Here is a 16,844-nt window from a genome sequence, read left to right as displayed (position 1 = left end):
TGCGAGGGTTGTTCACTGTGGGAAGCTCTCGCGGGCGTCGCCGGCGGTCTTCAGCAGACCTTCGTAGAACTCGACAAGCTTGTTGTTGCTCTGATCGACCGTCCGCAGTTGGCCGACCACACCCGCACTCAAGGCGGCGATGATGCGCCGCGCTCGACCCGGTTCCATGTCGCGGACATTCAGCCAGCCCATCGCCCGGCCGGGCCACAGGTGCTCGGCCAGGTCATCGTCGTGGAGCATTCCGGCGGGTGCGGAATCGACGATGTCTTCGAAGACGCCTCCCTGGATGTACCATTCTCGACTTTCATCGAACTTCACAATTATCATTGCCGTTCCCCCAGGCCCTTCTGGCGTACCTCGACCGGAGCCTAGTTGCCTGCTTCGGTGCTTGGACAAGGGTTTTGCGGGTGCCAGGCCGAACCGGCCCGAGGGAGCGGTCAGCGCGTCAGGGGGACCCGCCGGGCGCGGACCGTGCGCTGGCTGATGCGCCACCCGTCGTCGCCGCGCACGATCGTGTCCTCATAGGTCACGCTGCCGGCGGTGCCGTCGGCGTAGATGCCGATGCCCTTCGACAGTGCGTGGACGCGGTCGTCGGCTACTCCGGTGAGCACGATGTTGGTGACGTGGTGACCGACGGGATTCCCCTCACCCAGGGCGAGCGCGGCGTCCCTGAGCGTTGCGAGCCCGGTGGGCACGCCACCTCCAAGGTCCGTGACGTCGTAGGCCACGTCGGCGGTGAACAGTTCCGGCATCCGGTCGAAATCGCCGCTGTCGGTCAGGTGGCCGTGCCGGTTGATCAGGTCCGTGATCGCCGTGCGGTCCTCGGCGGTCAGTCTCATCGCATCCTCCAGTGGCCCGAATCGGGGAGTTCCCCGCTTAGGCTTGGTACGTTAAGCGGGGACCTCCCCGATTGGCAAGACCTGGAGTGCTGGATGGCGTTGAATGCTGACAACTCGACGGTTCCCGGGCGTGGGCGTAGGGCGGACGCCGCACGCAACGTCGAGCGGCTGCTCGCCGCGGCGCGGGAACTCGTCGACAAGTCCGGGTCCGAGGTCGTCCTCGACGAGGTGGCGCGAAAGGCCGGTGTCGGCAACGCAACCCTCTACCGGCACTTCCCAACCCGGGGCGACCTGCTCGTCGCCGTCTATGCCGACGAAGTGGCGGCGCTGTGCCGCCAGGGCGCCGACCTGCTCGGCGACCCGCGGCCGGCGGACGCGCTCTTCACCTGGCTGGACGCATTCGTCGTCCATGTCGCGACGAAACGCGCGCTCGCCCTTGCCGCCACCGAAGGCCCCGGCGCCCACCGGACCCGGCTGTTCGACAAGTGGCATGAGTCGATGCGCTCCACAGCGACCAAGCTGCTGCGCCGGGCGCAGGACGTGAACGCCGTGCGGCCCGACCTCACCGTGGCTGATCTGCTCGCCATCGCCAGCGGTGCCGCTCTCAGTGGCACCGACGTGGCACACGCCCAGCGGCTCGTCGGACTGCTGCGCAGCGGTGTCGAGGTGGAACGGGACGGCACTGTCAGCTGAGACCGAACGTCACCAACCCCGCTGGGGCCTCACCAGTGGGCGGTGATGAGGACGGCAGCGGCGTCGAGCCGGTCCCGCTCACCGGCGGTGAGTGCCGGATCGTTCCGGCGTACCGCCAGGGCGCGGTCCAGCACGGTCAGCAGGCTGCCACCGACGCAGTCCAGGAAGGCGTCCAACAGCGTTGCGGCCGGCGACGCCAGCGGATGTTCACAGTCGACAGCCACCTGGGCGAGGATGACAGCGGACAGCGCGACATCGAGCTCTGCCGGTCCCTCGGTGGCGTTGCGCCAGTCGATGAGCACCGGCCCCCGGGTCGTCAGCATGACGTTGTCCGGGTGCAGGTCGAGGTGCAGGATCCGGTCGCCGTCGCGTTGACCGAGACGGGGAGGCAACGCGTGAAGTCGGCGATGCAGATCCGCCAGGCAGTCGGCCGCCGCCAGAGCGTCGAGCTCCCCGGCGATGAGCGCCGACAGCATGGTGCGCCCGTCCAGGCGTTCCATCACGAGATCGGTCCCGCGCGCCTCGTACACGGTGGGCACGGGAAAACCCAGACTTCGCACGTACGCCATGACCGCCGCCTCCGCGGCCACGTCTCCACCGTTGCGGTAGCGGCGAAGGACACGCCGATCGTCGATGGCGAAGACGTCGGCGTCTCGCCCCGACGCCAGCGGAACCGGATCCACCACGGCCCGACGGTAACCGAAGTGGTCATCCGCCGCCGATGCCGTCGGGAAGGGTCGGCGCGCTTGGCAGCCGTGCCTGCGATCAGCGCTCCCTACTGCTCGGCCCAGACGCCCAGCCTGTCGAATGACCGCCTCGGGGGATGACGCGGTGGGGCGACAAGGCCGGAGTCCGGTAGGACGCTGCACCTTGTCGCCCACCACCTCACCGCGCCATTCTTGTCGGCATTGCTGGGGCGATTAGTTGTAGTGGGCGAACTCGGTGTAGTCGTTCCAGATCCAGCCCTTTACGCCGGTGCAGCAGTCGGAGTGCCACCACAGGTTTCCAGCATCGTTCACGCAACGCTTGTCGATACGGAAGAGCGTCTTGGACTTCCAGTGGGCTATCACCGAGGATGACCCCGAATAGCTGGTGTGCACCGCTGCGCTGCCGACGATGACCCGCCTGATGTGCGGCGTCCAGTCCGAGCAGGAGGCCATCGTTCCGACCTCCGTCGGTACGCCGGTCGTCTCGTACGACGACACGCCCGGAGCGTGCCGGGCCGCCGCAGCTCCCGGGGTCGCGATCGGAAGAATGCCGGCAAACGCCAGCGTAAGTGCGCCACCCGCCGCTGCGAGTCTCCTCGACGTTGCTTTCCGCATAGATTTCTCCATATCCGTAGGCTCTGGGCTGGACCGTATAGCTGTCGCGGTCACTGCGAAGTCCGCCAGTGGTAACGGATAGATATACGTGGCTTGACCAGGAGTTTGGTCGGTCGGCCAAGGTAAATGGGCCGCGTCGTTCTCGCCTTTGTGCGGTGACCCGATCCCTGGTCGTACGCCACAGTGCCGATGCTGACCGGCGTCCTGCGCGCCCGCCGGCGCTGAGGATCAGCGACCCGTCGACACAACGAGGTCTCAGCGGGGCGGTCGTCGGCCTACTGTTCGGCCCAGGCGCCCAGTTCGTTGCCGCTGGGGTCGGTAAAGTGGAAGCGCCGGCCGCCGGGGAACGCGTAGGGCCCGTTCACCACCTGGCCACCGGCCTCCCGCACGGCCTGCACGGACCGGTCCAGGTCGGCGGAGTAGAGCAGCACGAGTGGGCCGCCGGGTCGAACCTCCTGGTCCAGACGGAGACCGCCCACCTCTGGTGCGTCGTCGCCGTGGGTGCTGCTGCGGATGCCGGCGTACTCCGGCCCGTAGTCGTTGAACTGCCAGCCGAACGCGTCGGCGTAGAAGCGCTTGGCCTCGGCGAGGTTGGTCACCGTGAGCTCGATGTAGTCGATGGCGTGGTGTCGGTGCGGCGAGGGTTCGGACATGTGCCGATCGTGCACGACGGGTACGACGGAACCGTGACATGCAACGAAAGGTTGCGCGATCGGCGCACGCTGTCGTAGGTTAAGTGCAACCAAAGGTTGCGAAAGGTGGAGGCACATGGAGCAGGGAACTATCGAACGCGACATTCACGTCAACGCGTCCCCAGAGGTCGTCTTCGAGGTGGTCAGTCAGCCCGAGCACATGCGGGAGTGGTGGCCCGACGACGCGCGGTTCGAGTCGGTCGCCGGCGCACCCGGCGAACTGGTGTGGCGCAACGCGGACACCGGCGAGACGACGACCGTCGCGCTCGCCGTCGTCGAGGTCGACCCGCCGAAGCGGTTCTCCTTCCGGTGGTGCTTCACCGAGCCGGACCGGAGTGGGCCGGCGCTGCTTGTCACCTTCGACCTGATCCCCGCCGGCACGGGGACGCAGATCCGGATGACCGAGACCGGGTTCCGCGAGATGGGCTGGGAGATCGCGGTCCTGGAGGCGCAGTACCAGGACCACGAGAACGGTTGGGACCACTACCTGCCCCGACTGGGCGGGTACGTCGCACGGCTGGTCGCCACGCCGTGAGCGCCGCTGTCGACGACGAGCTGTGGTCGGCCATCGGTGACCCCACCCGTCGTACGATGATCGATCTTCTGCTCTCCGACGGGCCGGGCACCGCGACGTCGCTGAGCAGGCGGCTACCCGTCACCCGGCAGGCCGTCTCGAAGCATCTGGCCGTCCTGGACCGGGTCGGGCTGATCCACGCCGAGTCGGCCGGTCGCGAGCGTCATTACCAGGTCGACGAGGCGCAACTCGCCCGCGCCGTCGCGCAGTTGTCGGCGGTGGGCTCCACCTGGGACGCCCGGCTTCGCCGAATCAAGCGGATCGCCGAGGCGATCGAGCGCAACCACCACAACGAAGGGGAATGACAATGGTCGACATCCTGCATCAGGTCGGCGTCGTCGCTCCGCTCGACGACGTCTACCGAACGGTGGCAACTCCCGAGGGCGTTGCCGGCTGGTGGTCGGTCGACACGACCGGCAAGAGCGAGGTGGGCGGCCGGTTGGCCGTCCGGTTCGGCGACGACCCCGGGTTCGACCTGGAGATCCTTGAGCTGGACCCGGCCGGCCGGGTGCGGTGGCGGGTCGCCGACGGCCCGACGGAATGGATTGGCACCGAGATCGGCTGGCGTCTCGACCAGCGTGGCGATTTCACTGTCGTCCAGTTCACGCACGAGGGCTGGCGCGAGCCGACCGAGCTGATGCACCAGTGCAGCACCAAGTGGGCGACGTTCCTGCTCAGCCTCAAGGCGCTTGTCGAGACCGGGCACGGCCGGCCGGCGCCGGACGACGTCCAGATCAGCGACGGGCACTGACCTCGGTGACGGCCGGATCGGGGGTTCGCGAGCTCCGACGGGAGATCGCGAACCCCCCGGCGACCAGGCCGAGGGCCACGATCGCCACGGCGCAGAGCAGCAGCGTCGGTCGGGGACCGATGGCACCCACAAGTGGCCCACCCAGCATGGTGCCCAGCGGCACCGCCAGCACGAGGATCGCACCGTTCGCGGCAAGCACCGCGGGCAGCTGAGCCGTCGACGTGCTGCGCTGGAACAGCGCCATCGAGGTGGACATGTACGGCGCCCAGATGAGGCCCGCCACGGCGAACGCCGGCAACGACACGCCGACGGGTGCGCCCAGGCCGAGCGGCAGCATGGCGACGCCGAACCCGACGACGATGCCGATGGTGGTGACCCGCAGTGGCCAGCGGCGAAGATAACCGGCGGCCAGACCTCCGGCGAGACCGCCGACGCCGAACGCGGTGTAGTAGGCGCCGAGCAGCGTCGCGGAGGAGTGCAGGTCGTCGGTGACGTGGATCGGCATCGCCACGTACACCGGGCCGAAGAGGAAGAAGAAGCCGAGGCTCAGCACCAGCAGGCCGAGCAGGGCGGGGTCGCGGCGGATGACAGTGAGGCCGGCCGTTCGCGAAGCGCCGCCCTCGGACCGTGCGGGCCCGCCGCTGGTGGGAAGGGCGAGGCGGTACGTGAGGGCCAGTGCGGCGAAGGTCGCGGCGTCGATGGCGATGACCCACACCGGCCCCGCCCAGCTGATCAGGATGCCCGCCAGTGGCGGGCCGACGATGGTGGCGAACCCGGCGATGGTGCTGAGCACCGCGTTGGCGGGTAGGTGGTGGCGCTGCGGCAGCAGTTCGGCGATCAGTGTGAACCGGCCGGCGGAACCCCACGAGTGCAGAAGCGCCGAGGCGGCCAGCAGGACCACGTACAGCCCGATGGTGAGCACACCGGCGAGGTGGGCCAGGGGGATCGCCGCGAGTGCGGAGGCCCGCAGGATCGCGTCCCACCCGGCGAGTTGCGCGCCGCCGCGCCCGCGCAGCAACCGGCCGAAGACGACAGTCCCGGCCGCGCTGGGCAGGGTGTACGCCGCCATGGCCACGGCGATCCAGGTGCCGCGCTGATCGTGCGGGGCGAGGTGGATGGCCAGCCACGTCACCGCCACCACCGCCATGCCGTCGCCCAACGCGGAGACGGCGAGCCCGGGTAGGACACGCCGCAGCTGTGGGTGACTGACCACCGGCCAGTACGGCGAGGAGCGCGGAAAACGGGCGGTGTCTGGTTGCATGCAGCCAGCTGACCCGGCGCGGACCCCGCGCATCAACAAACGCTGCCGACAGCAGAATCCGCTGAGGGCGTAGTCAGCGTCGATGGCGCTGGGGTGGCAGGCGTCAATCGACGCTCGGGTGTGCCGGCTGAAGGTTTGCCGGGTCCGCGGGCGGGGATCTGTGACCGTGCGCGTCGACATCAACGAGCCGAGGGCCGTCGAGCAGTTCTGGGAAGGGATGCACGACGTGGCTGCCGCCGCGACACGGCATCAGGATGAGGATCTCTACCGGGCGCTTGTCAAGATTGGCAGATCGGCGCTGGCTCAGGGCGTCGAGCTGGTGCCGGCCGGTGGTCTGTTCCTTCGATGTCCGGTCTGCGACGCGGTGCCCGGCCAGCGCTGCATCAATGTGCCGGGCAGACCGCTCAACGGCCATGTCCTGCACCAGCAGCGCGTCGAGTTGGTGGAGAAGGCGATAAAGGGAGAGGTGCCGCTTCCCGATCCGCTCGGCTGAGCCGCGTGCGGGTTCCGCACGAGATCGACTCCGGTTCCTTGACGGCGGGGTGTCGGTGCCCCTGACCTGCGGGAACCGGAGTCGATCAACCGCCGCTACTCGGCCCGGTAGACGGAGATGTGCGCCCTGCTGTCCGCGTCGAACGGTTGCCGGTGCCAGTCGGCGTACCGCTCGGTGAGCCGAAGCCCTGCCTGTCGCGCCATCTCGTCGATCTGGTGTGGCCAGGCGTACCGCATGGCGAACGGCTTCAGGTGCACACCCTCGGCGTCGAAGGTGATCGTCTGCCGGATGAACCGCTGCGCCGGCCGGTCGTACCTGTGCAGCCGGATCGTCGCGGAGTCCTCGGTGACGGCACGGACCTGCACCTGCTCGTCGGCGTCGAAGTCGCGTGGGTCGGGCACGAACGTCTCGATGACGAACGCCCCGCCCGGCGACAGCACCCGGGCGACGTTGCGGAAACAGTCCGCCTGCCGCTCGGCGTCGACCAGGTTGAACAGCGTGTTGAAGACCAGGTACGCGAGCCGGAACTCACCGGACACCGGTACGTCCGCCATGTCGGCGACGACGACGGGGATCTGGTCGCCGCCGGGCTTGGCCCGCAGCTGCGCCAGCATCTCCTCGGACGCCTCGACGCCGTGCACTGTGAGACCGCGCTCGGTCAGTGGCAGCGCGACCCGGCCGGTGCCGATCGCCAACTCGAGAACCGGACCCCCGTCGGCCAGATCGGCCAGGAAGTCCACCGCCGGCGCCGGGTCGGGGTTGCCGGGGCCGTCGTAGCCGGCGGCCCACAGCCGGCCGAAGAGGCCGGGATCGTCGAAGACCGACATCAGCGGCCTCCGGGGTTGGTGTCAGTGGCGCGCGGCAGCGCCGTGGTCAGGGGAGCTGAACTGCTCACGAAGTCTCGATTCCTCAGGTCGGGTGACGTTCGGTCGGGGGGACTTCGTCGTGTCGGGCATGGTGGCTGCTCCCTTCGCGTGGCGTGGACCGAGGAGACCAGAGACGGCGGCGGCCCGGCAAGGCATATATGCCTTGCCGGGCCGCGACGGTCGGGCGGTCAGGAGATGTGGTGCAGGATCACGTTGTGCACGTGGTGGCTCTTCTGCGCGCCCCGGAACTCCACCTCGTAGGTGTGCGTCCCCACGTGGATGGCGATCGCCCCGGTGGAGAAGAACGAGCCACCCCAGGACTTGTTGCTGACCACGCTCATGCTGGTGATCTTCGAGTACGGGATGCTGGTGATCGCGAACCGCTTCCCGACGAAGGAGCGGTCCTGGATGATCACGCGACGGTCCGTCAGCCCGATGAACCCGGTGCCGGTGCCGACCGCGTCGTAGACGGCGATGATCTGCTCACCGTCGAGGAGGCCGCTCTCGATCTGCTGGACCTGCTCTTTGCGGTCATACGCGATGTTCGCCATGCGTCCAAGGCTAGAAAACCGGTGCCAGCCGCCCGGCGGGGGCGAGGAGGCATCAGGACTCGGTGACGGCCCGGTACGCGTCCTCGATGCGGGCGGCCAACAGGACCTCACCCTCGGTCAACGGCTCGTCGTTGCCGTGGCCGACCCGGATCTGGGTACGGTCGGGCAGGCGGTTGATCTCGGGGCGCAGGTGCAGCGCGTCGGCGACGACCTTGACCCGTTCAGTCAGGGCGGCGTGTTGGGTATCGTCGATCGCGAGCGTCCGTCGGATCTGCTCGCCCTCGCGCGTCCAACCAGCTAGCAAGGTCAACGCGTCGGAGAGGTAGTCCTGCTTGGCCCTGCTGCTGAACAGCACGCGCATCACCGCACCTCCCAAGCGCCGTTGTCGGCTCGTGGCCAAATCGTCGCCATCCCGTGTCTTGTCGGTGTCCTCTAGTCTGTCGTCGCTCGGAAGGGGTGTCCACGCCCACACTTCCGTGTTCTGTTGGCCTAGCGGACGGCTACGGTACCCAAACCGCCGATTGATCTGGCACCCTGGACGCCCGTGCGGACCGAACGGGCGAATGGCGGCGGGCAGACCGAACGACGGGACCTGAAGGTGATCGTCGGTGCGGCGATCATCCGGGACGGGCGGGTGCTGGCCTGTGCGCGTGCCGCCCCGCCCGAGGTGGCCGGAATGTGGGAGTTTCCCGGCGGGAAGGTCGAGCCGGGGGAGGCCGAGACCGACGCGCTGGCCCGAGAGTGCGCCGAGGAGCTGGCCGTACGCGTCGAGATCGGCGATCGGGTCGGCCGCAACGTACGGATGGCGCACGGCCGTTCGGTGCTCAAGGTGTATGCCGCCTACCTGCTCGGCGACGACCAGCCGCAGGCGCTGGAGCACTCCGCTCTGCGCTGGCTGGCGGCGGACGAACTGGACTCGGTCACCTGGCTCCCCGCCGACGCCCCCATCGTGGCGGCCCTCCGTCCCCTCCTGAAAGCCCCCGACACCAAAGCCCCCCGACACTGATCCGGCTGGTCGGACGGCAACTTCATGATCAACGCCGGAAACCGGGGCGGGGGCCGTGGCGATCGCCACGGCCCCCGCCCTCGTTGCGGTGTCTAGTGCTGCTTGTCCTGGTCCGGGTGCGCGAAGTTGAGGTGCTCCGGAGGCAGCGGGAAGGTCACGTCGTCACCGAACGGCGACGGCGCGGCTGCCCGGTCGAACGTGAGCTCGGTCAGCGGCAGCTTGCCCCGGTCGTCCACCGCCGGAGCGGTCGGGTGGGGCACCTCCCGGTCCCAGTTCACGCCACTCTGCGCCTGCGCCTCGGCCCGCGGGTCGTGGGAAGCACCCGCGTGCGAGTGCACCCCGGCCCGGGCCGAGCCCGACGTCGTCGAGCCCTGACGGGCGGTGGTCACGCTGGTCTGGGGAGTCTCGCCCCGACGGAAGATCTTGCTACCAAGCCACACAAGGGGATCGTACCTGCGGTCGACGACCCGTTCCTTCATGGGGATGATCCCGTTGTCAGTGATCTTGATGTGCTCGGGGCAGACCTCGGTGCAGCACTTGGTGATGTTGCAGAAACCGAGGCCCTGTTCGGCCTGCGCGTACTCCTTGCGGTCCGTCCGGGCGTCCAGCGGGTGCATGTCCAGCTCGGCCGCGCGGATGAAGTACCGCGGGCCGGAGAACGCCTGCTTGTTCTCGTCGTGATCACGGATCACGTGGCAGACCGTCTGGCACAGGAAGCACTCGATGCACTTGCGGAACTCCTGCGAGCGCTCGACGTCGACCTGCTGCATCCGGTAGTCGCCCGGGGCCACGTCCGCCGGTGGGGCGAACGCCGGGGTCTCCCGGGCCTTCTCGTAGTTGAACGAGACGTCGGTGACCAGGTCCCGGATGACCGGGAAGGTCCGCAGCGGGGTGACGGTGACGGTCTCCTCGTCGCCGAAGGTCGACATCCGGGTCATGCAGCCCAGCCGCGGCTTGCCGTTGATCTCCATGGAGCAGGAGCCGCACTTGCCGGCCTTGCAGTTCCACCGGCAGGCGAGGTCCGGCGCGTCGGTGGCCTGGAGGCGGTGGATGACGTCGAGGACCACCTCGCCCTCGTTCACCTCCACCATGTAGTCCTGCAGGTCCCCGCCGGTCTCGTCGCCCCGCCAGATCCGGAACTGACGCTTCGCGCTCATCGGTTGTCCGCCTCTCCAGCGTCGGCGACGAGGGCGTCGAAGTCGGCCAGCTCCTCGTCGGTGAGGTACTTCGCCAGCTCCGCACGGTCGAAGAGGCCGATCAGCTCCGGCCGCATCTTCGGCAGCGGCTTACGGGTCAGCCGTACGCTGTCGCCGTCCAGCGAGCAGACCAGGTTGACCTGCCGCCACTTCGGCTCCATCGCCGGATAGTCCTCCCGGGTGTGCCCGCCGCGCGACTCCTGCCGCTCCAGCGCCGCCTTCGCGGTGCACTCCGAGACCACAAGCATGTTGCGCAGGTCCAGGGCGAGGTGCCAGCCCGGGTTGTAGCGCCGGCCGCCGAACGCGCTCACCTTGGCGACCCGCTCCCGCAGCTCGGCCAGCCTGCGCAACGCGTCGGCCAGCTCGCCCTCCCGGCGGATGATCCCGACCAGATCCCCCATGACCGCCTGGAGGTCCTGCTGGAGGGTGTACGGGCTCTCGCCGGTGTCCCGTTGCAGCGGGGCCAGGGCGGTCTCCACGGCGGCCTCGACCGCGTCCACCGCCACCTTCGGTCGGGCGGCGAGCCCGTCGGCGTAGCTGGCCGCGTGCCCGCCCGCCCGCTTGCCGAAGACCAGCAGGTCGGACAGGGAGTTGCCGCCCAGCCGGTTGGAGCCGTGCATACCGCCGGAGACCTCACCGGCGGCGAACAGTCCGCGTACGTGGCCGAAGGCGGCACCCGAGTCCGGGTCCACCTCCACGCCGCCCATCACGTAGTGGCAGGTCGGCCCGACCTCCATCGGCTCGGCGGTGATGTCGACGTCGGCCAGCTCCTTGAACTGGTGGTACATCGACGGCAGCCGCCGGCGGATCTCGTCGGCCGAACGCCGGCTCGCGATGTCCAGGAAGACGCCACCGGCGGGGGAGCCCCGACCGGCCTTGACCTCGCTGTTGATCGCGCGGGCCACCTCGTCACGGGGCAGCAGCTCCGGCGGGCGCCGGTTGTTGTCCGGGTCGGTGTACCAGCGGTCCGCCTCCTCCTCGGTCTCCGCGTACTGCTTGCGGAAGACGTCGGGGACGTAGTCGAACATGAACCGCTTGCCGTCGGAGTTCTTCAGGACGCCACCGTCACCACGCACCGACTCGGTGACCAGGATGCCCTTCACCGAGGGCGGCCAGACCATGCCGGTCGGGTGGAACTGGAGGAACTCCATGTTGATCAGCGTCGCCCCGGCGCGCAGCGCCAACGCGTGCCCGTCCCCGGTGTACTCCCAGGAGTTCGAGGTGACCTTGTAGGACCGTCCGACACCGCCGGTGGCCAGCACGACGGCCGGCGCCTCGAAGAGGATGAACTCGCCCGACTCGCGGTAGTAGCCGAACGCGCCGGCCACCCGGTCACCGTCGAGCAGCAGCTCGGTGATGGTGGTCTCGGAGAACACCTTGATCCGGGCGTCGTACGACCCGAACTCCCGCTGGTCCTCCTGCTGAAGCGAGACGATCTTCTGCTGGAGGGTGCGGATCAGCTCCAGGCCGGTCCGGTCGCCGACGTGCGCCAGGCGCGGGTACTCGTGGCCGCCGAAGTTGCGCTGCGAGATCTTGCCGTCTTTGGTGCGGTCGAAGAGCGCGCCGTACGTCTCCAACTCCCAGATCCGCTGCGGCGACTCCTTCGCGTGCAGCTCGGCCATCCGGAAGTTGTTGAGGAACTTGCCGCCGCGCATGGTGTCGCGGAAGTGCACCTGCCAGTTGTCCCGGCTGTTCACGTTACCCATGGCGGCTGCCGCGCCGCCCTCGGCCATCACCGTGTGCGCCTTGCCGAACAGCGACTTGGAGATGATCGCGGTCTTCTTGCCGGCGAGCCGGGCCTCGATCGCCGCGCGCAGACCGGCGCCGCCGGCCCCGATGACGACGACGTCGTAGTGGTGTCGTTCGATGCGAGTGGTAGTGGTCATGTCAGGGGCCCTTTAGTTGATGAACCGCAGGTCGGAGAACCAGCCGGCCGCGAGCGCCATGATGTAGAAGTCGGCCAGCGCCAGGGTGCCGAGGGTGATCCAGGCGAGCTGCATGTGCCGGACGTTCAACGCCGAGACGACCGTCCAGGCCTTGTACCGCACCGGGTGCTTGGAAAAGTGCTTGAGCCGGCCGCCGATGATGTGCCGGCAGGAGTGGCAGGAGATCGTGTACGCCCAGAGCATCACCACGTTGAGCAGCAGGATGATGTTGCCCAGCCCGAAGCCGAAGCCCTTGGGCGAGTGGAAGGCGAGGATCGCGTCCCAGGTGTTGATCAGCGAGATGATCGCGGCGGCGTAGAAGAAGTAGCGGTGCAGGTTCTGACCGAGCAGCGGGAAGCGGGTCTCACCGGCGTACTCCTTGTGGCCGTCCGGCACGGCGCAGGCCGGCGGCGACAGCCAGAACGACCGGTAGTAGGCCTTGCGGTAGTAGTAGCAGGTGAGCCGGAACAGCAGCAGGAACGGCAGGGTCAACGCCGCGTCCGGGATGATCCACCAGCCGGGCAGGAACCGGCCGAAGTGCGAGGCGCCCTCGACACACCGCTCCGTGACGCAGGGCGAGTAGAACGGCGTCAGGTAGTGGTACGCGTCCACCCAGTAGAAGTCGTGCATGAAGACCCGGACCGTCGCGTACGCGACCCAGGCGCTGAGCCCGATCACGGTGATCAGCGGAGCGAACCACCAGCGGTCGGTACGCAACGTCTTCGCCGCGATCGCGGCGCGCGCCCGCGCTCCCCGCGGCTTCGTTGCCGTTGAAGTCATTCGAGTCGTCTCCTCGACGGGCCCGTACGGGCGGGCTGCTCTTTCTCCGGTCGGCACGCGGACCGGCGAACCCGCACCCGCTGCCACGTCCTGCGCACACCAACGACCACGCCGGATCGACCGACGCAGCTAAGTGACACACGTTACGCCGATCTCTGCGGGCCGTCCGCGCAAGGGAGTGTCCCGTGTGTCTGGCCAGCGGAAATGCCGTAATACGCCGGTCAACGGGGGGCCGCCGCGGTCATCCCGAGGCGCCTCCGGTGAAGTGCCAGGACGCCAGCCGCAGCGAGGGGGCCGCCCACCACACACCGTCCACCCGATCCGGTTGGCGCACCGCCCGCGCGCCCAGCCCGAGCACCGCCCCGGGCCCGAGCGCCAGCGGGTACGACTCGGTGAACCGCAGGTCACGTACCGCCCGCACGACAGTGCCGTCCTCGATGAGCCAGACGCCGTTGCGGGTCAACCCGGTGACGACGAGGCTCTTCGGGTCGAGCACCCGGGTGTACCAGAGATCGGTGACCAGCAACCCTCGGCGTACGTCGGCGACCAGCGCCGCGGTGTCCGCGTCGACCACCGCGCCGGCCGCCCCACCGGTGGTGCTCCGGCCGGTCGCGCTGACCGGGTCGGCAGTCGCGCCGGACAGCCGCAGGTTGCGGGCCATCGGCCCCCAGGTGGCGCCGCCCGCGACCGCGTGCCCCGTGGACTGCGCGCCCGCCGCGTCGGCCGTCCGCCGGTCGTGCGCCACCGCCCGGGTGGTGCCCGCCTCGACCAGGGTCAGCGCCCGTCGGCCGGTGCCCTCCGCGTCGAACGGCAACCCCGACGCGCCCAGCGGGTCGTCCACCAGGGTCAACGCCCGGTCGAACTGGGCGGTACCCGGCTCGGCGAACGACTGCCGCTCGGCGTACCGCTTGCCGTTGAAGCCGTAGAAGGAGAGGTTCTGCAACAGGTCCGCCACCGCGGCCGGCTCGAACACCACCTCGTAGCGCCCCGGGGGCAGCTCGACCGGGTCGGCCGCCGCCTGGGCCTTCGCCGCCGCCTGCGCGCCCAGCTCGGCGCCGTCGAGGTCGGAGAGTCGATCGGCGTGGCATCGGGCCACCCCGTCCGCGCCGTCGCGACGGGCGATGCCGTCCATCGCCGCCTCGGCCGAGCGGCCGGACGCCGTGTGCCCGGCCGAGTTGGCGAACGCCGACGAGCGGTGCGCGGTGCGGCAGTAGCCGGCAGTGCTCAAGCCCCCGGCGGCGGCCACGAAAGCGCCCACCCGGTCGGCCCGCTGATCCGGCTCGGCGTGCGCGGTGGCCTCGTCGACTCCCGGCGCGGCCGGCGCGGGCGCCGGCGGGGCCAGCCCCGGCCAACCCGGGTCGGGCGGGCAGAGCCGCGCCGCCGCCAGCGTGCGCTCGACAAGTGCGCCCAACCCGTCGGTGGTGACAACGCTGCCGCTTCCGGCGGCGGTCCGACCGTCCACGTGCAGCCGCAGCCGGACCCCGACTGTCGACTCCGCGACGTTCTGGTGGATGGCCGAGTTGGCGAACCGGGTGAGCGCCAGATCCGCCCGCGTCACCACCACCTCGGCCTGCGCCCCCGGCCCACCCAGGCGGCGGACCAGCTCGACGACCTGCCCGGCCAGCTCCGACTCGCTCCTCGCGCTCACGCGGGATCACCTTTCGTTCGCGACTGCGGGGCTCGCAAAACCGGCTCACTCCTCGCGCTCACGCGGACACTCCCACCCGGACGTTGCGGAAGCGGGCCGGCGCGGCCGGGTGGCCGGTGTGCCCGATCTGGCCGGGCTGGCCCTTTCCGCAGTTCGGCGTGCCCCAGGAGACCGTCTCGCCGGAGAGCATGTCCATCGAGCGCCAGAAGAGCGGGCCGATCCCGGTGTACGTGGGATTGCGCAGCATCCGCCCCCGCCGACCCTTCTTGATCTCCCAGCCGACCTCGCAGCCGAACTGGAAGTTGAGCCGCTTGTCGTCGATCGACCAGGACCGGTTGAGGTCCATCAGCACGCCGTCGTCGGTCGCCGCGATGATCTCCTCCAGGGTGTGCGGGCCGGGTTCCAGGCCGACGTTCGTCATCCGCACCATCGGCAGCCGGGCCCACCCGTCGGCTCGTACGCTGCCGCCGTAGTCCAGGCTGGCCATGGCGGCGGAGTCCCGGCCGGCGAGCACCCCCACCCAGCGACCGTCGCGCACCGCGTCCCGCTTCACCGCCGGGGAGCCCTCGTCGTCGAAACCGAAGCTGCCCAGCGCGCCGGGGATGGTCGGATCGATTGTGATGTTCATCAGCTCGGAGCCGTAGCGCAGCGAACCGAGCTGGGCCAGGTCCAACCAGGACGTGCCGGCGAACGCGGCCTCCCAGCCGAGGATCCGGTCCAGCTCGATGGCGTGCCCGACCGACTCGTGGATCTGGAGGGCCAACTGCTCGCCGCCGAGGATCAGATCCGTCTCGCCGGCCGGGCAGAGCGGCGCGGTGAGCAGCGCCCGGGACTCCTCCGCGATCTGTGCGGCGTGCGCGGCCAGGTCGAGCGACTCGACAAGCTCCCAGCCGGTGGTCCCGTACTGCCCGCGGTAGCTCGGCCAGGACCGGCGCTGCGTCTCACCGGCACCGATCGAGGTGGCGGAGATGCCGCCGCCGCACTCGCGGATCCGCTGGTCGATCCGGTGGCCCTCGCTGGAGACGAACCACTTCGCGGTGTCCCAGATCTGGTACAGGCCCTCGGCCAGGTCCGCGCCGTGTTCGGCCATCGTGCGGGTCGCGCCGACAAGCAGGTCGCCCTTGTCCGACAGGGCCACCCCGAGCGGGTCGATCTCGCAGCCGGAGGCCCAGCTCGCGGTGACCGCCTGCGCCGGAACCAGGTCGACCGCCGGGCCGGGGACCCGCGCGCTGGCCATGGCGGTCCGCGTCGCGCGCCGGCCGGCGTCGCGGGCGGCGGCGTCGGAGAGATCGGGTACGGCGTGGAAGCCCCAACTCGCACCGACAAGTGCCCGGACACCGAGCCCGATGCTCTCGTCCTGGGTCAACTCCTCCACGTCGCCGTTGCGCGCGGTCATCGACTCGTAGCGGCGGTGCATCACCCGGGCGTCGGCGTACCGGGCGCCCGCGTCGAGGGCGGCCTGGACGGCGGCGGTGGCCGCGTCGAACTCGGTCATGGACCGACCCTAGGCCAGCCGACCGACACCCGTCAGGGAAGCAGTTCCTCCGGCCGGATGGCGGCCTTGACCGGCTCGGTGAGCACGAGCAGGTCTCCCGGCCTGGTCACGGACTGCTCGATGTAGTGGCTGCCCTGCCGCCGATAAAGGTGCAGCGTGCCATTCGCCTGCTCCACCAGCAGGTACCACTCGATCCCGGCCGAGGCGTAGTAGTGCATCTTGAGCACCTTGTCGGTGGACGCGTTGCTCGGCGAAATGATTTCGCAAACCAGCCGTACGTCACCTGCCTCGACGTTGCGTTCGTCGAAGTCGATCGGACCGGTGATCACGAGGTCGGGGATGGGGATCCGACCGGGCCTGAGTCGGACGTTCACCGCTTCCAGCACGTGCAGACCGGCCTCGCGAGCCGGAGCCCGTAGGGCCGCGCGCAGTTCGCCGGAGATGTTCTGGTGTCGGGGGGTGGGCGCTGGGGTCACGTGGAGGCTCCCGTCGAAGAGTTCGACGCGTTGCTGCGTCTCGCCGAGGGCGAGGTACTCCTCTTCGGTCCACGGGCCTTCGTGGTTGAACACCGCCGCGGTCATCGTCACCTCCACCTCGTGCCACTGGCATCCTCTGCTGGCCGCTCTTGCCATGGTCGCACCTGAGGTGCGGCTTCGGCGTGAACGGGTGTGGATGGCGAGGTGAGGGGGAGTGCGGGGCCGATGCGGACTCGTTACGCTCGGGCCCGCTGACACATGCCGGCTTTGTAGCTT

General features: G+C 69.6%; 21 protein-coding genes. 6 read left to right on the top strand and 15 right to left on the bottom strand.

The window, feature by feature from the left end:
- Nucleotides 1-12: 12 nt before the first annotated feature.
- Both ACQPWW_RS30025 and ACQPWW_RS30020 read right to left on the bottom strand, forming a co-directional pair.
- Nucleotides 13-327: a hypothetical protein gene (locus tag ACQPWW_RS30025; protein ID WP_433127178.1), complete on the bottom strand. Its 315-nt coding sequence runs from the start codon at nt 325-327 to the stop codon at nt 13-15.
- A gap of 110 nt (nt 328-437) precedes the next feature.
- Nucleotides 438-839 (bottom strand): nuclear transport factor 2 family protein, encoded by a 402-nt coding sequence (locus tag ACQPWW_RS30020; RefSeq protein WP_433127175.1) that lies wholly within the window; start codon nt 837-839, stop codon nt 438-440.
- 93 nt (nt 840-932) lie between these two features.
- On the opposite strand from ACQPWW_RS30020, the gene ACQPWW_RS30015 reads away from it, so the two are divergent.
- Complete coding sequence (locus ACQPWW_RS30015; protein WP_433127172.1) at nt 933-1,532, top strand: TetR/AcrR family transcriptional regulator; 600 nt, start codon at nt 933-935, stop codon at nt 1,530-1,532.
- Between the two features lie 29 nt (nt 1,533-1,561).
- On the opposite strand, the gene ACQPWW_RS30010 is transcribed toward ACQPWW_RS30015, so the two are convergent.
- The 3 genes from ACQPWW_RS30010 to ACQPWW_RS30000 all read right to left on the bottom strand — a co-directional run bounded on the left by ACQPWW_RS30010 (nt 1,562) and on the right by ACQPWW_RS30000 (nt 3,507).
- A complete protein-coding gene (locus ACQPWW_RS30010; RefSeq protein ID WP_433127170.1) occupies nt 1,562-2,218 on the bottom strand; it encodes a phosphotransferase in 657 nt (218 codons plus the stop codon).
- Nucleotides 2,219-2,452: 234 nt separating this feature from the next.
- A complete protein-coding gene (locus ACQPWW_RS30005) occupies nt 2,453-2,737 on the bottom strand; it encodes a hypothetical protein (RefSeq protein WP_433127169.1) in 285 nt (94 codons plus the stop codon).
- A 392-nt stretch (nt 2,738-3,129) separates the two neighbouring features.
- A complete protein-coding gene (locus tag ACQPWW_RS30000; RefSeq protein ID WP_433127168.1) occupies nt 3,130-3,507 on the bottom strand; it encodes a VOC family protein in 378 nt (125 codons plus the stop codon).
- Nucleotides 3,508-3,622: 115 nt separating this feature from the next.
- On the opposite strand from ACQPWW_RS30000, the gene ACQPWW_RS29995 reads away from it, so the two are divergent.
- Genes ACQPWW_RS29995 through ACQPWW_RS29985 form a run of 3 tightly spaced genes read left to right on the top strand, consistent with a single transcriptional unit; the run spans nt 3,623 to nt 4,871 of the window.
- Nucleotides 3,623-4,081, top strand: coding sequence for an SRPBCC domain-containing protein (locus tag ACQPWW_RS29995; protein WP_433127167.1), 459 nt, complete (start codon nt 3,623-3,625; stop codon nt 4,079-4,081).
- Nucleotides 4,082-4,137: 56 nt separating this feature from the next.
- Nucleotides 4,138-4,425 (top strand): ArsR/SmtB family transcription factor, encoded by a 288-nt coding sequence (locus tag ACQPWW_RS29990; RefSeq protein ID WP_433134670.1) that lies wholly within the window; start codon nt 4,138-4,140, stop codon nt 4,423-4,425.
- Nucleotides 4,426-4,427: 2 nt separating this feature from the next.
- Nucleotides 4,428-4,871: an SRPBCC family protein gene (locus ACQPWW_RS29985; protein ID WP_433127165.1), complete on the top strand. Its 444-nt coding sequence runs from the start codon at nt 4,428-4,430 to the stop codon at nt 4,869-4,871.
- Here ACQPWW_RS29985 and ACQPWW_RS29980 read toward each other — a convergent pair.
- The gene (locus ACQPWW_RS29980; RefSeq protein WP_433127164.1) at nt 4,855-6,132 is read right to left on the bottom strand and encodes an MFS transporter; all 1,278 of its coding nucleotides are present in this window, start codon (nt 6,130-6,132) and stop codon (nt 4,855-4,857) included. The genes ACQPWW_RS29985 and ACQPWW_RS29980 overlap by 17 nt on opposite strands.
- Nucleotides 6,133-6,298: 166 nt before the next feature.
- On the opposite strand from ACQPWW_RS29980, the gene ACQPWW_RS29975 reads away from it, so the two are divergent.
- Nucleotides 6,299-6,625, top strand: a complete 327-nt coding sequence (locus ACQPWW_RS29975) for a zinc finger domain-containing protein (protein ID WP_433127162.1) — start codon at nt 6,299-6,301, stop codon at nt 6,623-6,625.
- 95 nt (nt 6,626-6,720) lie between these two features.
- Here the strand turns inward: ACQPWW_RS29975 and ACQPWW_RS29970 are convergent, their stop codons facing one another.
- From ACQPWW_RS29970 to ACQPWW_RS29960, 3 genes are all read right to left on the bottom strand, one after another.
- Nucleotides 6,721-7,452, bottom strand: coding sequence for a class I SAM-dependent methyltransferase (locus tag ACQPWW_RS29970; protein WP_433127160.1), 732 nt, complete (start codon nt 7,450-7,452; stop codon nt 6,721-6,723).
- 227 nt (nt 7,453-7,679) lie between these two features.
- On the bottom strand, nt 7,680-8,042 hold the full coding sequence (locus ACQPWW_RS29965; RefSeq protein ID WP_433127159.1) for a PH domain-containing protein: 363 nt from the start codon (nt 8,040-8,042) through the stop codon (nt 7,680-7,682).
- 52 nt (nt 8,043-8,094) lie between these two features.
- Nucleotides 8,095-8,403 carry a 4a-hydroxytetrahydrobiopterin dehydratase gene (locus ACQPWW_RS29960; RefSeq protein ID WP_433127156.1) on the bottom strand — a complete coding sequence of 103 codons (309 nt, stop codon included), beginning with the start codon at nt 8,401-8,403 and terminating at the stop codon, nt 8,095-8,097.
- 183 nt (nt 8,404-8,586) lie between these two features.
- On the opposite strand from ACQPWW_RS29960, the gene ACQPWW_RS29955 reads away from it, so the two are divergent.
- Nucleotides 8,587-9,048, top strand: a complete 462-nt coding sequence (locus ACQPWW_RS29955; protein ID WP_433127154.1) for a (deoxy)nucleoside triphosphate pyrophosphohydrolase — start codon at nt 8,587-8,589, stop codon at nt 9,046-9,048.
- 92 nt (nt 9,049-9,140) lie between these two features.
- On the opposite strand, the gene ACQPWW_RS29950 is transcribed toward ACQPWW_RS29955, so the two are convergent.
- From ACQPWW_RS29950 to ACQPWW_RS29925, 6 genes are all read right to left on the bottom strand, one after another.
- A complete protein-coding gene (locus ACQPWW_RS29950) occupies nt 9,141-10,205 on the bottom strand; it encodes a succinate dehydrogenase/fumarate reductase iron-sulfur subunit (RefSeq protein ID WP_433127151.1) in 1,065 nt (354 codons plus the stop codon).
- Nucleotides 10,202-12,130 (bottom strand): fumarate reductase/succinate dehydrogenase flavoprotein subunit, encoded by a 1,929-nt coding sequence (locus tag ACQPWW_RS29945; RefSeq protein WP_433127149.1) that lies wholly within the window; start codon nt 12,128-12,130, stop codon nt 10,202-10,204. Before ACQPWW_RS29945 ends, ACQPWW_RS29950 begins: the two co-directional genes overlap by 4 nt.
- A gap of 12 nt (nt 12,131-12,142) precedes the next feature.
- Entirely contained in the window at nt 12,143-12,949 is an 807-nt protein-coding gene (locus ACQPWW_RS29940) for a hypothetical protein (RefSeq protein WP_433127146.1), read from the bottom strand.
- A 241-nt stretch (nt 12,950-13,190) separates the two neighbouring features.
- Nucleotides 13,191-14,597 (bottom strand): TldD/PmbA family protein, encoded by a 1,407-nt coding sequence (locus tag ACQPWW_RS29935; RefSeq protein WP_433127145.1) that lies wholly within the window; start codon nt 14,595-14,597, stop codon nt 13,191-13,193.
- A gap of 58 nt (nt 14,598-14,655) precedes the next feature.
- Nucleotides 14,656-16,092 (bottom strand): TldD/PmbA family protein, encoded by a 1,437-nt coding sequence (locus tag ACQPWW_RS29930; protein ID WP_433127144.1) that lies wholly within the window; start codon nt 16,090-16,092, stop codon nt 14,656-14,658.
- Between the two features lie 32 nt (nt 16,093-16,124).
- Nucleotides 16,125-16,673: a Uma2 family endonuclease gene (locus ACQPWW_RS29925; RefSeq protein WP_433134668.1), complete on the bottom strand. Its 549-nt coding sequence runs from the start codon at nt 16,671-16,673 to the stop codon at nt 16,125-16,127.
- Between the last annotated feature and the right edge of the window lie 171 nt (nt 16,674-16,844).

This window comes from Micromonospora sp. CA-240977, from assembly GCF_050942285.1.
In the GTDB taxonomy this organism is placed as follows: Bacteria; Actinomycetota; Actinomycetes; order Mycobacteriales; family Micromonosporaceae; genus Micromonospora.
The sequence above is the reverse complement of the archived record's forward strand: the minus strand, read 5'-3'. Positions and strand labels throughout refer to the sequence as shown.

What these genes read in the sequence shown, in the direction of transcription:
- ACQPWW_RS30025 (WP_433127178.1), bottom strand. Translation starts at nt 327, where the DNA reads ATGATAATTGTGAAGTTCGATGAAAGTCGAGAATGGTACATCCAGGGA.
- ACQPWW_RS30020 (WP_433127175.1), bottom strand. Translation starts at nt 839, where the DNA reads ATGAGACTGACCGCCGAGGACCGCACGGCGATCACGGACCTGATCAAC.
- ACQPWW_RS30015 (WP_433127172.1), top strand. Translation starts at nt 933, where the DNA reads ATGGCGTTGAATGCTGACAACTCGACGGTTCCCGGGCGTGGGCGTAGG.
- ACQPWW_RS30000 (WP_433127168.1), bottom strand. Translation starts at nt 3,507, where the DNA reads ATGTCCGAACCCTCGCCGCACCGACACCACGCCATCGACTACATCGAG.
- ACQPWW_RS29995 (WP_433127167.1), top strand. Translation starts at nt 3,623, where the DNA reads ATGGAGCAGGGAACTATCGAACGCGACATTCACGTCAACGCGTCCCCA.
- ACQPWW_RS29990 (WP_433134670.1), top strand. Translation starts at nt 4,138, where the DNA reads ATGATCGATCTTCTGCTCTCCGACGGGCCGGGCACCGCGACGTCGCTG.
- ACQPWW_RS29985 (WP_433127165.1), top strand. Translation starts at nt 4,428, where the DNA reads ATGGTCGACATCCTGCATCAGGTCGGCGTCGTCGCTCCGCTCGACGAC.
- ACQPWW_RS29980 (WP_433127164.1), bottom strand. Translation starts at nt 6,132, where the DNA reads ATGCAACCAGACACCGCCCGTTTTCCGCGCTCCTCGCCGTACTGGCCG.
- ACQPWW_RS29970 (WP_433127160.1), bottom strand. Translation starts at nt 7,452, where the DNA reads ATGTCGGTCTTCGACGATCCCGGCCTCTTCGGCCGGCTGTGGGCCGCC.
- ACQPWW_RS29965 (WP_433127159.1), bottom strand. Translation starts at nt 8,042, where the DNA reads ATGGCGAACATCGCGTATGACCGCAAAGAGCAGGTCCAGCAGATCGAG.
- ACQPWW_RS29960 (WP_433127156.1), bottom strand. Translation starts at nt 8,403, where the DNA reads ATGCGCGTGCTGTTCAGCAGCAGGGCCAAGCAGGACTACCTCTCCGAC.
- ACQPWW_RS29950 (WP_433127151.1), bottom strand. Translation starts at nt 10,205, where the DNA reads ATGAGCGCGAAGCGTCAGTTCCGGATCTGGCGGGGCGACGAGACCGGC.
- ACQPWW_RS29945 (WP_433127149.1), bottom strand. Translation starts at nt 12,130, where the DNA reads ATGACCACTACCACTCGCATCGAACGACACCACTACGACGTCGTCGTC.
- ACQPWW_RS29940 (WP_433127146.1), bottom strand. Translation starts at nt 12,949, where the DNA reads ATGACTTCAACGGCAACGAAGCCGCGGGGAGCGCGGGCGCGCGCCGCG.
- ACQPWW_RS29930 (WP_433127144.1), bottom strand. Translation starts at nt 16,092, where the DNA reads ATGACCGAGTTCGACGCGGCCACCGCCGCCGTCCAGGCCGCCCTCGAC.
- ACQPWW_RS29925 (WP_433134668.1), bottom strand. Translation starts at nt 16,673, where the DNA reads ATGACCGCGGCGGTGTTCAACCACGAAGGCCCGTGGACCGAAGAGGAG.